This window comes from Ferruginibacter sp., from assembly GCF_049840995.1.
Classification (GTDB): domain Bacteria; phylum Bacteroidota; class Bacteroidia; order Chitinophagales; family Chitinophagaceae; genus Ferruginibacter.
This window is the reverse complement of the sequence record NZ_JASGIP010000003.1, coordinates 1,102,783-1,117,375: the sequence shown is the minus strand read 5'-3', so window position 1 is coordinate 1,117,375 and position 14,593 is coordinate 1,102,783. Positions and strand designations below refer to the sequence as shown.

Below are 14,593 nucleotides of genomic sequence, written 5' to 3'. Positions count from 1 at the left end.
AGTTAGTTTAATAAAATAAAGGCTTGCAATCGGAAAAATAGTCAGGTATTCAAATATAGGGAATTCAGTTTGTTTTAAAAAGAATTGTCACACCCAAAGGAGTCTCTTATGCACGTGTAATATTTATCTACCTTTGCCTCCCAATAATTTTATCAATGAGAACAATCGCTATGATCCCCGCCCGCTATGCGGCCACCCGCTTTCCGGCAAAGCTGATGCAGTTATTAAAAGATAAAACGGTGATCCGTCATACTTACGACAATACCGTAGCTACCGGCCTGTTTGATGAAGTGATGGTGGTAACCGACAGCAAGATCATTTTTGATGAAATAACACAACATGGCGGTAAGGCCAAAATGAGCATTAAAGAACACGAGAGCGGAAGCGACCGCATTGCCGAAGCCGTGGCTGATATGGACGTGGAAATTGTAGTGAACGTACAGGGCGACGAGCCCTTTGTACAAAAAGAACCCCTGCAAAAACTGCTGGAAACATTTAAAGACCCTGCTGTACAGGTAGCATCGCTGATGCAGGTATTGTACGACGAAAAATTCATTAAAGACCCCAATTACGTAAAAGTGGCCGTGGATAAAAACATGAACTCCTTAATGTTCAGCCGCAGCGTAATACCCTACCAGCGGGATAAAAATGTAGCTGTAACCTATTACGAGCATATCGGCGTATATGCATTCCGTAAGCAGGCGTTGATCAATTTTACCAACTGGCCGATGACGCCACTCGAGGCTGCCGAAAAAGTAGAATGCCTCCGTTACCTGGAGCACGGCGTTCCTTTAAAAATGGTGGTTACAAAATATATGGGTGTGGAGATCGATACGCCCGAGGACCTGGAAAGAGCTGCAGGCCTTTTATAATTGCTGCAATTGCAGCATCAGGGCGCTTACGCTGTCGTTTATTTGTTTTAAAGCAGGTACAAAATTATCAGCGCTGCCCGGTTCACCCATCTTATTGTACAGGTCCAGTTGTTTGCGGCGCCATTGTATATAATTCAGCAACAGGGCCGTTTTCTGTTTCATTTTATCCGGCACATCATAGCGCTGCATTTGCTGCAGGTTAGTTGTTGCCATTGCCAGCATGGGAAAACTGGTTTGGCTGATCTTTACTTTAAGTGCCGCACTATTCAATGCGGTATCCTGTAGCGGCGCCATGGCTTCATCCACCATTTGCGCTACCTCGCCCAGCTTTGTATTAAATTGCTCAACGTCTTTAAAGCCCAGTGTTTCCGCTTCTTTCAGCGCCCGGCTTCTTTGTATTTCGGGCACTTCATTTTGCTGCAGGTAAGCATAGGCGGCACCTGCCGTTATCACCAATACCAGCGATGTGATCCATAATAGCCGCTGGCCCTCTCTTTCTCTCAGCAAAGCAAACACATAGATGTAACCAATTATCAAACCCGCCAGCAAACCACCAATATTGCCTGCATGATCCACGTGGCTTTTAAGACCATAGGCCACATTGTACACCACAAAAATGCCAAAGCTCTGCAGCGCCGGTTGCCTCGTTAATTTGGGGAACAGGCCCATACTCAGCAGCGCCAGCAACACTCCATACAGTCCGAATATAGCGGGGGCAGCTCCGGCGCTGTTTACCAGGCCCTCCTGCCACCACAGGCTTATAATGCTGCCTGCAACACCGGCACTGATATATGCACCGGCCAATTTTACTTTTCCTGTTAAAGGTTCCAGGCACCGACCGGCCATGTACAGACAATACATATTTACACCAAGGTGTATCACACCAAAATGAACAAATATATTACTGGCCAGCCGCCACCAGTCGCCACTTAAAGTAAGCGGGCTGAAATTGCTGCCCCAGTCGATATAAGTGATATTAAGCCCGGCTTTTTCAAAAACAGTTGCACCGTTTAGCAGCATCGCAACAAACACTCCAATATTGGCAGCAATAAGCAGCCAGGTCATTAAAATTTTTGCTGGCGGTACGCGGCGGGCCTCCGCAGTGGCGGTGTTCTTTTGATCTTCTTCAATAGCATTATCAGTGGTAAATTCCCGGAGGATGCTGATGGCCTGTAAATTTTCAGCAATCGTTTTGCGGCCCATCTTTTTTTCGGCCGATTGATAAGCCTTGATAAAGGCAGCTGTATTTTTTTCGTTGACAGTATCCGAACCATTGTCGCCGCTTTCGCTGGCTACGGTCAGCTGTTGTCCGGTCACAGCGATGGTGATCTGTTGTCCGGCCCTCCAGCCACCTGCTGTATTGCCCAAAAGCGTATCGGCTGTAGCGAACTTTACCGGCCAGTTAAGGTTTTGCATAGCCTGGTAACTGGTGGCAAGGGCAGTATCCTTATCTATATCGTGCAGTTCAAAAGAAGCTTCGTGACCCGGCATGCTGTTTATTTGCCGCCAAATTGCTCTATTTTTTCTGTATTGCCAACATCTTTTTTTGAGTGGCCACGGATTACACAGATTAACACGGATTTTTATTCACAACAGCCGCAATAGTATTTCATCTGTGAAAATTCATGTAATCCGTGGCCAAACTTCCTGCCGCAGGCAAAAACCATTCTCTGCGGAATCCGCGTCATCAGCGGGAATATTTTCACTAATTTCGCAGCGGCTTAAATTCACTTTATGGCATTCAGAAATTTTAAGATGGTTGGCTACGTTATTTATGGTCGTGGCAGTTTTAACCAGTTAGACGAGATCATTGCACCACACCGCAAAACAGGCGCTCCCATGGTATTCCTCGTGGATCATTTTTTCCAGGGAAAAGCGCTTGCCAACCGGGTGCCCGTACGTGGTAATGATAAGATCATTTTTGTGGATGTGACCCACGAACCAAAGACCACTTATGTTGACAGTCTTGCCACACAGCTAAAAGACGAGTTTGGAAAAGTGAGCGGTATCATTGGTATCGGGGGTGGCTCGGCAATGGACCTTGCAAAAGCTGTATCATTAATGATGAATAATCCCGGTTCTTCTGCCGACTACCAGGGCTGGGACCTGGTAAAGCAACCGGGTGTTTATAAAGTAGGTATTCCTACACTGAGTGGTACTGGTGCCGAAGTAAGCCGCACCACCGTGCTCACCGGCCCTACAAAAAAGCTGGGCATGAACTCCGACTTTACACCATTCGACCAGATCGTCCTGGATCCTGAATTAACAGCCGATGCACCGGCCAACCAGCGCTTTTATACCGGGATGGATTGCTACATTCATTGCATAGAAAGTTTAACCGGTACCTACCTCAACGAATTCAGCAAAAGCTATGGCGAAAAAGCCCTGCAGCTTTGCCGCGAAGTATATGTGAACAAGACCGGCTGGGATGCTGACAGCGATGATAAACTGATGATGGCTTCCTACGCTGGTGGTATGAGTATTGCTTACAGCCAGGTGGGGGTAGCCCATGCCGTTAGTTACGGTTTAAGTTACCTGCTGGGCACTAAGCATGGTGTGGGCAACTGCATCGTGTTCGACAAACTGGAAGAATACTATCCCGAAGGTGTGCAGGAATTTAAACTGATGGTGGAGAAGAACAACATCGATATACCACAACATATCTGCGCCGGTTTAAGTGATGAAGATTTTGATAAAATGATCAATGTATCATTGGGTATGAAACCCCTTTGGGAAAATGCATTGGGCAAGGATTGGGAAAAGATCATTACCCGGGATAAGCTGAGGGCATTGTATGAGCAGTTGTAGGGTGTAAAGAGGATCACAAGCATATATCTTCCACCTCTCTTAATATTTTGGCAGCTAATTCAAATGAACCGACCTGCACAATTTTACAACGCAGCAAAAGCAAACAACTGGTTTCGCTGGTTTACGGTTTTTTGTCGTATAGCCCTTGCCGTTGGTTTTGTACCGTCGGGTATTGTAAAGATCATGGGCGAACGCTTTACCGGTTTACCCGCCAGTCATCCATTGGGTCATTATTTTGATGCCTTATTTCAAACCGGTTACTATTACACATTTATCGGTGTTGCACAATTATTAATAGCCCTGTTATTGATCATTCCGCGAACGGCGTTGTTGGGTGCTATCCTTTATTTACCCGTTATACTCAATATTTGTGTGCTGGCTTATGCCACACGTTTTGAGGGCACCCGTATCACCACATTGATGCTGCTCGCAAATCTATATTTGCTGTGGTGGGATTATGACCGGTTGAAAATACATCTTGCCATTTAAGCAGCCGGTTACCGAAATACCTGTAACAAAGAAAATATTCAGCAACAAATTCCCCTTCGTGTTTTTTGGTGCTGTGTTGGCAGCTGCAGTTGCAGTAATTGTGATCAACATCTTTATCTTCGAGATACGCCCCGGCAATTCTTATATTGAGTGCACCAATGGATGTAAAGACAGTAAGTATCCTAAAGCAGCTGCAGCATTTTGTAATTGCATTTATAATGAGGCACAGCCACTCGACAGTTGTTTAAAAGAATATGAAAAAGTAAAAGAACGGGAGCAGAAGGATACCCTTGTTACTGCCATCAATAGATAGGCATTTCGTGCTTTTTACTATACTGTACTTATACTATACATATACTGCCACTATACTGTAGTTATACTGTACCCAACCCGGAGTATCTGCAAGGATACTCCTGTATATTACCGTTCATACATTTATCGCACCCCGGTTATCAATTGGCTTTTTACTTTTAATAAAATTATCTTTCTTTAATCATCACCTTTATTAAAACACTGGTATGAAAAATTTTTCCCGCCGCTCTTTTTTACAAACTGCAGGCATCGCTGCCGGCGCAACGGCAGTTGCTGCTGTATTGCCTGCTTTTAAAACAGGTACTGATAAAAAAGATATTCCTTATGATGGTAAAAAACTCAACATTGCCCTGTGTGGCCTGGGCCGCTATGCCGGCTATCTTGCAGATGGTTTGCAGGAATCGAAATACTGCAAATTGGTGGGCCTGGTAACAGGTACACCCGAAAAAGCGGAATCATGGGGAAAGAAATACAATATCCCTGCAAAGAACATTTACAACTATCAGAATTTTGATAGCATCAGCAGCAATAAAGATATTGATGTGGTGTATATCGTATTGCCCAATGCCATGCACAAGGAATATGTTTTACGCACAGCAAAGGCAGGTAAACATGTATTTGTTGAAAAACCCATGGCATTGAACGAACAGGATTGCATTGAAATGACCGAAGCCTGCAAAAAAGCAGGCGTGCAGTTGGCCATTGGTTACCGCCTGCATTTTGAACCGCATCATCTTGAAATAAAAAGAATGGGGCAGGAAAAAGTTTTTGGGCAGGTAAGGCTGATAGAAGTATCACTAGGATATAAAACAAGCGATCCTAAAGAATGGCGCCTCAATAAAGCAATGGCCGGTGGTGGCCCGTTGATGAATATTGGCCTGTACTGTGTGCAGGCAAGCCGTTATGTACTGGGCGAAGAGCCCTTGTCTGTAACCGCACAGTTTGGCCCGGTAACCAACCCCGCATTATTTTCGCAGGTGGAAGAATCCATTACCTGGCAGCTGGATTTTCCAAGTGGTGCGGTAGCTACATCCAGCAGTTCGTACAATTGCCAGGTAGATCGTTTTTTTGCTGCAGCCGATAATGGTTTCTTTGAAATGAGTCCTGCTGTTAGTTACGGGCCCTTCCGGGGAAGATCTACAAACGGCGAAATGAATTTTCCCGATATCAACCAGCAGGCCACGCAATGCGACGAGATAGCAAAATTAATACTGCAGGGAAAACCGTTCCCGGCCCATATTACAGGCGAAGAAGGCATAAAGGACATGAAGATACTCGATGCTATTTACAGGTCGGCATCCACCGGTAAAAAAGTTTCGCTGGTATGATCAGGCGCCCCAGTTTACGGGGATATTATTTTTTGCAGCATAAGCCTTGCCCATACCGATCAGTTTATTATACAGGTCGTTAAAGCCTTTATTGTATTTATCATAAATGGCTTTCGATTGCGCTTCAATTTTATCATTGGCAGCGCCATTATCGTATAGCCCTGCCAGTTGGGTATACTCATTCTTTAAAATAGGCAATATATATTCATACATGGCCTGAGAGGCCTGCAGCATTTCCTTGGTGGATTCGGTTGCAGATAATCCTTTTACTTTTTTCAATCCTTCTTCCGCATTATCTATCATAGCAGCAACCACTTCGGCACGTTTCATACTGGCAGTGCCACCGTTTGCAGTCATTTTTACCGAAGGCGATTGCAACTGGCGAAAAAAACCATCATCTGCAAAACCCACAAAAAGGTTACTGTTCAACACAGCTACATCAAAATATTTTTCAGGTGTGGCCGTATTGCACGAGCTGAAGATGCCAGCAAAAGCAAGCAAAATAAATATACTGTTGATACAATTTTTCATCTTTTATATTTTGCTGCAAGATAAAAACCTGCAGGTCGCAGCATTTTATAAATCTTGCAAAAGGCGGTTCATTTTTAGCGAACGGGCAACCGTATGTTAAGTGTGTGCTAAATGAAATTTGTATAGAAAATATTCTGTAAATTGTTTTTTCAATTCGCCGTATGTTTGAACAGAGTAAAAAATATTTCTCTTATTTATTTAACCCGCTCGATCTGCTGCGTACTAAAAAAGTACTGCAGGTAAATCCCACTGTACCCGCTGCCAGAACAGAGCCGGAAGAAATAAAATTGTTTGTATACGATTTCGATGCTGCCAATGTTGTTACTAAAGAACTGGAAACAGTACCGGAGTGCTTTGGCTATCTCGATACACCCCGTACCACCTGGATGAATGTGGATGGCCTGCGCAAGGCCGATGTAGAAAAGATCTGCAACCACTATGGCATTCATTACCTGATCACCGAAGATATATTAAGTATAGGCCAGCGGCCGAAGATGGACGAAATGGATGGCATCGTGTTCTGCCTGCTCAATATGCTTTACTTCAATGAAAAAGATTCATCCGTAGAGGCAGAGCAGATCAGCATTGTGTTGGGTAAGAATTTCGTGATCAGCTTCCAGGAAGATGCGGCTAAAGATGTATTCAATCCGTTAAGGGAAAAACTGAAAGCTGCCGGCAGTAAGGTAAGGCAGAACAAAGCGGATTTTCTATTCTATTCACTCATCGATATGATAGTGGACAATTACTTTATTGTAATGGAAAAGCTGGGCGAAAAAATAGAAGGACTGGAAGAAGATATTGTACGCAATGCCAACACCCGCAGCCTTTCTAAAATAAATATGCTGCGCAAGGAAATGATATTATTAAAACGCAGTGTGGGCCCGGTAAGGGAACTCGTGAATGGTATACTGCGCAGCGACAGCGAACTGATAGACGACCGCACCGAAAAATATTTTAAGGATGTATACGATCATATCATACAGGCCAATGACCTTGCAGAGAACTACCGCGATATGATGATGAACCTGCATGACCTGTACCTGAGCAATGTGAACCTTAAAATGAACGAGGTGATGAAAGTGATGGCCGTGGTTACCTGTTTACTGGCGCCGGCCACTGTAATAGGCGGCATCTTCGGTATGAACTTTGAAAATATGCGCTGGCTGCATACCAACACCACATTCATAGTTGCAGCATCTTCTATGGTGCTCATCCCACTTTTAATGATCAGGATCTTCCGTAAGCGGGGCTGGTTTTAAAACGTGAGACGTGAATCGTAAGACGTGAGAAAAGAAATACTAACGTCAAAGGCTTTACTCACAATTCACCACTCACTACTCAGCTATTTCTTCTTATAAATTGGCACCGTGCTGCAGGGCTCACCATACATAATGCTCTTGGCAACAGGCCTTAAAATATTGGTGATCTCCACGTAAGCCGATTCAGAAACCGGCAATTCCCCGCAACCTTTTACCACCACTCTTTTATCGGTAAAATCTGCCGGGTTTATCTGGGAAAGATTTTTAAGGAATAATGTTTTTTGTAACAGTTCTTCATTGCCAAATACTACCTGTTTGGCAACAGGCTGTAGGTAACTCGCTGCAAGCATATAGGCCCACATAGGTATAATAGCATCGGCAGAGCAGGTAAGTGCAATGTTTTTATCTGAGTAAGGCGTAAGATCAAGATTTTTCAAAGCCTCCCTGAAATCCTTTTCCTTCAGTATCAAACCCATAAAAAGATAGTCCTTCAGGTCGAACACAGCTGTTGCTTCCTTTGGATAATAATCCTCCAGGTTAAGGGTGATGATACCGCTTTCCGCAACTTTATTGATCATTACATCTTCCATACTGCAAAGTTATACTAATCCGGCAGCGCAGGGCAGGGCCCGCTAAAAAATTCTTTTTCTCGTAAATAAAAAGCCCCACGTTTGTGGGGCTTTAAAATTATAATAACTTAATTATCAATAGTATTTACTGCGGCCATCTTTAATGTTTGCCTGGTTCTTCAAACCTTCAAACCAGCCGGAAGTAGTCTGGCTGCGCAGGTTATCGGTCTGTTGTTTTTTCTGTAAAGCTGCTGCTTCTGGTGTGTCAGCAGGTTTGGTACCAATGCTGTTCACTTTCACTATGTATACACCCAGTCCACCTTCAATTGGAGCAGAAACTTTGGTTTGATTGTCTTTATTAAAGCTGGCGCCGATCACTTTGGCTTCTTCACCAAGGTTAGGCACAGCAAAGCTGTTAAAGGTAATAGAGCTGTCAGCACCCGCATTTACGATCTGTTGTTTATAATCAGCAGCAGCTTTATCCAGTGTTGGGTTAGCGCCCAGCTGCTTAATGATCATTTCTGCTTTTTTATGATTTCTCACAACACCTTGTACCATCTGGCGGGCTGTCTTGGCATCCTGTGTTCCTTCGCTTTGTACCTTTTCCAGCATGGCAACAATAAACTGGTTGCCGATATTGAATGGTTCGCTCACATCACCAACATTGGCTTCAAATGCCCACCTGATCAGTAACCTGGCATCCTGCAGTTCGTAACCTATCATGTAATCATTTTCTTTGATCATAGGAGGTAAACTTTTTTGCAGGCCATTTTTTGCAACATAAGCTTCAAAATCTTTTCCGCCTTTTTGACCGGATAATTTAGTGGCATTTAAATTAGCATTGCTCATGGTAGCTTCACTTGGTGTGATCTCTTTAGCTAAAAAAGCAATTTTATATTTGTTACTGCTGCCTTTCTGGCCCATCGCCTCAATTACGTGGTAACCATACGGAGTTTTTACAATACCTCTTGTGCCTGCAGGTTTATCAAAGGCAAAATCATTAAAGGTCGGCATCATCTGGCCATAAGGGAAGTAATCATAAAAACCGCCTTTGTCCTTGCTGCCCTGGTCGCTGGAGTATTGTTTTGCCAAAGCCGCAAAATCTGCGCCTGCATTAACAGCTGCCAGTATACTGTCGGCTTTGCTTTTTGCAGCGCTGTCGGTATTCACCATCTGGCCACTTTGTGGATCTACAGTTGGTATTAATATATGTCTTGCTTTAGCACTGTCCGGTGTGGTTTTAATAGCCACCACTTTTGCCAGCACATAATCCGTTTTATCCAGGTAAGGTCCGTAAACTGTACCTACCGGTAATTTCGCGATCGTATCGATCATCGAAGTACCTATAGAGGCTTTGGCTTTAAAAGAAGTATCAAAAGGAATAGCTGATGCATTCTTTGCTAAAAAAGCGCTCATATTGGTTTCAGTTTCCATTGCCGATTTTTGAGCGGCTACCAGGTCCTTTGTGCTGGCGCTGTCGGCAGCACTGGGTAACTGGCTAAAGGCAACATAAGAAATGATACGGCCGGCTTCCTGTTTAAATTGGTTTTTATGTTTGGCAACATAACTGTCAATTTCCTGGTCGGTAACATTAATAGTACTATCATTAATAACAGCATAAGGCACCTGTACATAAGTAATGCTGGCAAAATTCTTAGCTTCTGCATTATCTTTTTCCTGCATCCAGCTGGGGTAATAAGCGCTGGCGCTCAGCAGGCCATTGTATTTTGCAAACATATTCTGCATACGCACCTGGTCGGTGATCTGCTTATAATTATCTGCATCATCACCCTTTGCCCTTTTCATTTCGGCCAGTTTCTGTGTTACTTTATCACGATCCAGTTTACCGGTAGCAGAATCGGTAAAAGCACCGTTGCTGCCCTGTAAAAAAGGATTTTCCTGGTCATTACTATAAAATAAGCTGCTCAATTCTTTTGCACTGAAATCAATGCCCAGCTTTTTAGCTTCATCAGAAAATACCACCTGGGTAACAAAGTTGTCCCAAACCTGCTGCCTTATCTGGCCGGCATCTGGTTTCCTGCCATATTGTTGCGATTGCCTGGTGGCAATTTCATCCGCCTGTTTGAATTTCTGTTCAAAATCGGCTCTTTCAAAAGCTTCACCATTAACTTTGCCTACATTGCTGGAAAGAGAATTGAAAAAATTACTGCTTCCCTGCTTGGCATCCATTAATAAAAAGCCAATTAAACTTAAAGCAATCACTGCTATTACAATGGCAGCCCCCTTGTCACGGATTGTCTGAATTACTTGCATATTTTTCCTGTAATTAAAATGGAGGGCAAAAATAGGGGAAAATAAGATATTAACATTTAAATTTTGGCCCTATATAAGGCTAAAATTGAGTATCCACAGGGGTTTTTGGGCTAAAGTGCAGTACTGGCTTGCCTTATTTTATTAACATTGAAAACCCGGGGCGTTTTTAACAAGTCTTTGTTAATAAGCCCGGGTTCATGTTAATAACTGCAGTTTTGTTCAGCAGAAAATCTTTGCAAAATGGGTTTAAAAACTTTTGGAACGGATTTTTAAAATAAGGCTGTGGGCATTTGCCAATTTATACAATGGATATTAACAGTCAAAAAATGAAATAGCTGTTTTTAATTTCCCCCAACATTTTTTATTAACGGCTGTTTATATGTTGGATCGTAAAAAATGATAAAACAGTGCCAGTACTGCTTTATCAAACCATATCAGTTAAATTTTGTATGTTAATTAACTGTGGATGAAGGTGAATAAGTAAAAGGTTTTAATTTTACATCAGCATACAAAATAATTCTTTACACTTATTAACACACATAATAGTAATAGGTGATTATATAAATAATAAGTATTAATACATATTATGACAGATATCAACAGCGCAAAAATAAATTTAGAAGCCACCGGTTTTTTAGATGTGAACATCAACCCGGAGATTGATCTTTTTGCAGAAATTGAAAGATTGAAAAAAGAAAAGAACGCAATTGTACTTGCGCACTATTACCAGGAACCGGATATACAGGATGTGGCGGATTTTATCGGCGATAGTTTGGGGCTGGCCCAGGCCGCAGAAAAAACAGAAGCAGATATGATTGTATTTGCCGGCGTACACTTTATGGCCGAAACAGCCAAGATCCTTAATCCCACCAAAAAAGTATTATTGCCCGATCTTAAAGCAGGTTGTTCATTAAGCGACAGCGCACCACCGGCATTATTTAAATTATTCAGGGAAAAACATCCCGATCACATCGTGATCACCTACATCAATTGCTCCGCAGGTATGAAGGCCCTCAGCGATATCATCTGCACGTCTTCTAATGCCCAAAAGATCATCGAAAGCCTGCCGGCTGACCAGAAGATCATTTTTGCGCCAGACCGCAACCTGGGGGCTTATATCAACAAACAGACGGGTAGAGATATGTTGCTATGGAACGGCGCCTGTATGGTACACGAAATATTCAGCCTGGAAAAGATCACCAAACTGAAAGTACGCCATCCAAAGGCTAAAGTAATTGCACACCCGGAATGTGAGGCACCGGTGCTTGCTGTTGCAGATTATATCGGCAGCACCACCGGCTTATTGAAGTATACGCAAAAAGATGATGCGCAGGAATACATCGTGGTTACAGAAACCGGTATCCTACACCAGATGCAGAAGAATAACCCCGGTAAAACATTTATACCTGCACCCCCCAATAACAGCTGTGCCTGCAACGATTGCCCGCACATGAAACTCAATACACTCGAAAAACTATACCTGTGTATGGAATACGAGTTGCCGGAGATCACTATGGATGAAGCGTTAAGAGTGGCCGCAAAAAAACCGATCGACCGGATGCTGCAGATCAGTGCACAATATGGTTTGTAATGATCATTGTTTCCAGAAAGCAGCGATCCTTGTTTTTACATTGTGGCGGATATTCATGTAAAAAAGGTTGATATCACCAATATGATAATTCTTTTTGGTGAAAAATATTCTTGCCAAACACATTCGGTTTGCTGGTCCATAAAACATTGTGATGGATATTGGCATTTACTGCATGAGGCACCAGTTTATTAAAGTTGAGTAAAATGGCTCCTTCATTTTTTGCAGCAGGAACAAGGAGCGTATCTGTTGTCCAGCTAAGGGGGTTAATAACAACCGCTTTAAAATTTTCTGTAGCAATAAACCTGGGTTCTGTATAACCTCTTTTAAAAGTGCGCCAGCTTACAATACAACCGGTGGATGATGAATCTTTGCACGAAGGAATAGAGGCAAAATAATCTTCCGGTACAGGCAAACCAATAATATAAGCACATACCAATTTATTTTGTAAAGGCTTGTTCTCAAAAAACTCTTTTAAAAGTCTTGCAGCATGTAATGTGCCCTGGCTATGTGATGCAATGATAATGGGTCTTCCGCCATTCAGGTGTTCTAAATAATACACAAAAGCATTTTTAATATCCTCATAGGCAGTATCAAAATACGGTTGCGCAGTTTCCTTATCAATAAAAAAAGCCCTCAAATGAGCTTGACGATAGCGGGGTGCAAACACACGGCATTGTTCATTAAAAACACTGGCCTGGTATAAAATAGAAGAACGGTCTGTTTTTGAATTGATCGTGGCATCATCTATAGCTGCATTCCATTCAACTGCATCGGTACCGGTTAAAGTAGTGGGATGAATAAAGAAAACGTCAACAGTAGAATCAGGTGTATAAGAAGCACGTAAAGGTTTTGGTACGCTGTCCGATGCATCTTTTTTCCAGGGATGCGCTGCCCAGTCATTCAAATTACTGTAATCAGGCTTCCTGTTCACCTTATTAATTGGTTGAACAGCATTGTATGAATAAGTTCTTTTACTGCAGGAGTTGAGTAAAATAAAAATGATACAAAACAAAAAACAGGCAGTAATAATTCGCTTTGAAAAATAAGTTTTGTAAATTTTCATAAACAAATCTACATTCGTAAATCTTAAATGTAAAATATATGGCAATTCCATCAGTAGACCTTGCAGAATTTTTAAGTGGCGATGCCACACGTAAGGCAGCATTTGTACAGGAATTGGGTAAAGCTTATGAGGAAGTAGGCTTTGTAGCAGTAAAAAATCACGGTGTTCCCGACGAACTGATAGCCGACCTGTATAAATATGTACAGGAGTTTTTTTCGCTCCCTTCCGATCAAAAAAGAAAATATGAGATACCCGACCTGGCGGGGCAAAGAGGCTATACCAGCTTTGGTAAAGAACATGCAAAAGGCAGCGATGCACCGGATCTTAAAGAGTTTTTCCAGTATGGCCAAATACCAAGGGATAATTATAAAGAAGAAGAATATCCGCCGAATGTGCAGGTAAAGGAAATCAAGGAATTCAATCCTACATTTGATCATGCGTACCGAGAGTTTGAAAAATCAGGCACCGCATTATTGCAGGCCATTGCATTATACCTGGGCCTGGATGAACACTATTTTGATAATTATGTGTATAACGGCAATTCCATTTTACGCTCCATACATTATCCACCTATTACCAGTGAACCTAAGAGCGCTATCCGTGCAGAACAACACGAAGATATCAACCTGATCACCTTACTGGTAGGCGCTTCTGCAGATGGGTTACAGATCCTTACCAAACAGGGAGACTGGGTAGGTGTAACATCTTTACCTGAACAGATCGTTGTGAATGTAGGCGATATGCTGCAACGCTTAACTAATAATAAATTAAGGAGCACTACACACCGTGTTGTGAATCCTGCAAGGGAACTATGGCATACATCACGCTTTTCAATACCATTTTTCCTGCATCCAAAAAGCAGTATGAGCCTGCAATGCCTGGACGGCTGCATAGATGGGTTGCATCCTAAAGCATATCCTGATGCAACAGCAGGAGAATACCTGGATGAAAGATTAAGAGAAATAGGATTAAAAAAATAAAACACGAAAATATGTCTACAATCAACATCTCGAAGATCATTGCAAGCGCTGCAGTGCTGATCATGCTGGTTTCGTGCGGTGCAAAAAACGCACAGGAATTCAATAACAAACTGGTGGGTGCACAACGAAGTTTGATGAGCGAAGTGAACAAGGCAAAAACAGATTCAATGGATGCTCTTGCTAAACTGAAGCATATACAGGATATTACAAAAACCAAGCTGAAAGAGATCAATGATCTTAAAACTCCCGAAGGTGGTGAAGGTTTTAAAGACGCCATGGTAAAAGATTTTGAAGGCATCGTTGATACCTACGACATTCTTATTAAAATGGTAGAGAAAAAAGATGACGCTACTGAAGTGGAAGCACTAAAAATAAAACTCGATGAAAAGCAGGTGAAAATTGAGGACCTGGATCAGAAAGTAATTGATGAACAAAAGAAGTTTGCTGATAAATATCATATCAAGCTGCAATAGCACTTATATGAATAATTAACGCTTGCGACTTACTCCTGATTTTT

At 42.5% G+C, this 14,593-nt stretch carries 14 protein-coding genes; 9 read left to right on the top strand and 5 right to left on the bottom strand.

What is annotated here, in order from left to right; genetic code table 11:
* The first annotated feature begins 155 nt into the window (after positions 1 to 155).
* Entirely contained in the window at positions 156 to 872 is a 717-nt protein-coding gene (kdsB, locus tag QM738_RS06620; protein ID WP_462275890.1) for a 3-deoxy-manno-octulosonate cytidylyltransferase, read from the top strand.
* Here kdsB and QM738_RS06615 read toward each other — a convergent pair.
* Positions 867 to 2,363, bottom strand: coding sequence for a rhomboid family intramembrane serine protease (locus tag QM738_RS06615; RefSeq protein WP_462275889.1), 1,497 nt, complete (start codon positions 2,361 to 2,363; stop codon positions 867 to 869). The genes kdsB and QM738_RS06615 overlap by 6 nt on opposite strands.
* 243 nt (positions 2,364 to 2,606) lie before the next feature.
* Between QM738_RS06615 and QM738_RS06610 the strand changes: the two genes are divergently transcribed.
* The 4 genes from QM738_RS06610 to QM738_RS06595 all read left to right on the top strand — a co-directional run bounded on the left by QM738_RS06610 (position 2,607) and on the right by QM738_RS06595 (position 5,809).
* Positions 2,607 to 3,680, top strand: coding sequence for an iron-containing alcohol dehydrogenase family protein (locus QM738_RS06610; protein ID WP_462275888.1), 1,074 nt, complete (start codon positions 2,607 to 2,609; stop codon positions 3,678 to 3,680).
* Positions 3,681 to 3,743: 63 nt separating this feature from the next.
* The gene (locus QM738_RS06605) at positions 3,744 to 4,169 is read left to right on the top strand and encodes a hypothetical protein (RefSeq protein WP_462275887.1); all 426 of its coding nucleotides are present in this window, start codon (positions 3,744 to 3,746) and stop codon (positions 4,167 to 4,169) included.
* Positions 4,159 to 4,482, top strand: coding sequence for a hypothetical protein (locus QM738_RS06600; RefSeq protein WP_462275886.1), 324 nt, complete (start codon positions 4,159 to 4,161; stop codon positions 4,480 to 4,482). Before QM738_RS06605 ends, QM738_RS06600 begins: the two co-directional genes overlap by 11 nt.
* Before the next feature lie 205 nt (positions 4,483 to 4,687).
* Entirely contained in the window at positions 4,688 to 5,809 is a 1,122-nt protein-coding gene (locus QM738_RS06595; RefSeq protein ID WP_462275885.1) for a Gfo/Idh/MocA family protein, read from the top strand.
* On the opposite strand, the gene QM738_RS06590 is transcribed toward QM738_RS06595, so the two are convergent.
* On the bottom strand, positions 5,810 to 6,340 hold the full coding sequence (locus tag QM738_RS06590) for a hypothetical protein (RefSeq protein WP_462275884.1): 531 nt from the start codon (positions 6,338 to 6,340) through the stop codon (positions 5,810 to 5,812).
* A gap of 161 nt (positions 6,341 to 6,501) precedes the next feature.
* On the opposite strand from QM738_RS06590, the gene corA reads away from it, so the two are divergent.
* Positions 6,502 to 7,599: a magnesium/cobalt transporter CorA gene (gene corA / locus QM738_RS06585; RefSeq protein WP_462275883.1), complete on the top strand. Its 1,098-nt coding sequence runs from the start codon at positions 6,502 to 6,504 to the stop codon at positions 7,597 to 7,599.
* An 83-nt stretch (positions 7,600 to 7,682) separates the two neighbouring features.
* Here corA and QM738_RS06580 read toward each other — a convergent pair whose 3' ends face one another.
* A complete protein-coding gene (locus QM738_RS06580) occupies positions 7,683 to 8,189 on the bottom strand; it encodes a DUF2480 family protein (protein ID WP_462275882.1) in 507 nt (168 codons plus the stop codon).
* A gap of 114 nt (positions 8,190 to 8,303) precedes the next feature.
* Positions 8,304 to 10,442 (bottom strand): peptidylprolyl isomerase, encoded by a 2,139-nt coding sequence (locus tag QM738_RS06575; protein ID WP_462275881.1) that lies wholly within the window; start codon positions 10,440 to 10,442, stop codon positions 8,304 to 8,306.
* Between the two features lie 586 nt (positions 10,443 to 11,028).
* Here QM738_RS06575 and nadA point away from each other — a divergent pair.
* Positions 11,029 to 12,033 carry a quinolinate synthase NadA gene (nadA, locus tag QM738_RS06570; protein WP_462275880.1) on the top strand — a complete coding sequence of 335 codons (1,005 nt, stop codon included), beginning with the start codon at positions 11,029 to 11,031 and terminating at the stop codon, positions 12,031 to 12,033.
* Between the two features lie 73 nt (positions 12,034 to 12,106).
* Here the strand turns inward: nadA and QM738_RS06565 are convergent, their stop codons facing one another.
* Positions 12,107 to 12,964, bottom strand: coding sequence for a DUF3089 domain-containing protein (locus QM738_RS06565; protein WP_462275879.1), 858 nt, complete (start codon positions 12,962 to 12,964; stop codon positions 12,107 to 12,109).
* A gap of 170 nt (positions 12,965 to 13,134) precedes the next feature.
* On the opposite strand from QM738_RS06565, the gene QM738_RS06560 reads away from it, so the two are divergent.
* Positions 13,135 to 14,076, top strand: coding sequence for an isopenicillin N synthase family dioxygenase (locus QM738_RS06560; RefSeq protein WP_462275878.1), 942 nt, complete (start codon positions 13,135 to 13,137; stop codon positions 14,074 to 14,076).
* 11 nt (positions 14,077 to 14,087) lie between these two features.
* Positions 14,088 to 14,549 carry a hypothetical protein gene (locus tag QM738_RS06555; RefSeq protein WP_462275877.1) on the top strand — a complete coding sequence of 154 codons (462 nt, stop codon included), beginning with the start codon at positions 14,088 to 14,090 and terminating at the stop codon, positions 14,547 to 14,549.
* Positions 14,550 to 14,593 lie beyond the last annotated feature (44 nt).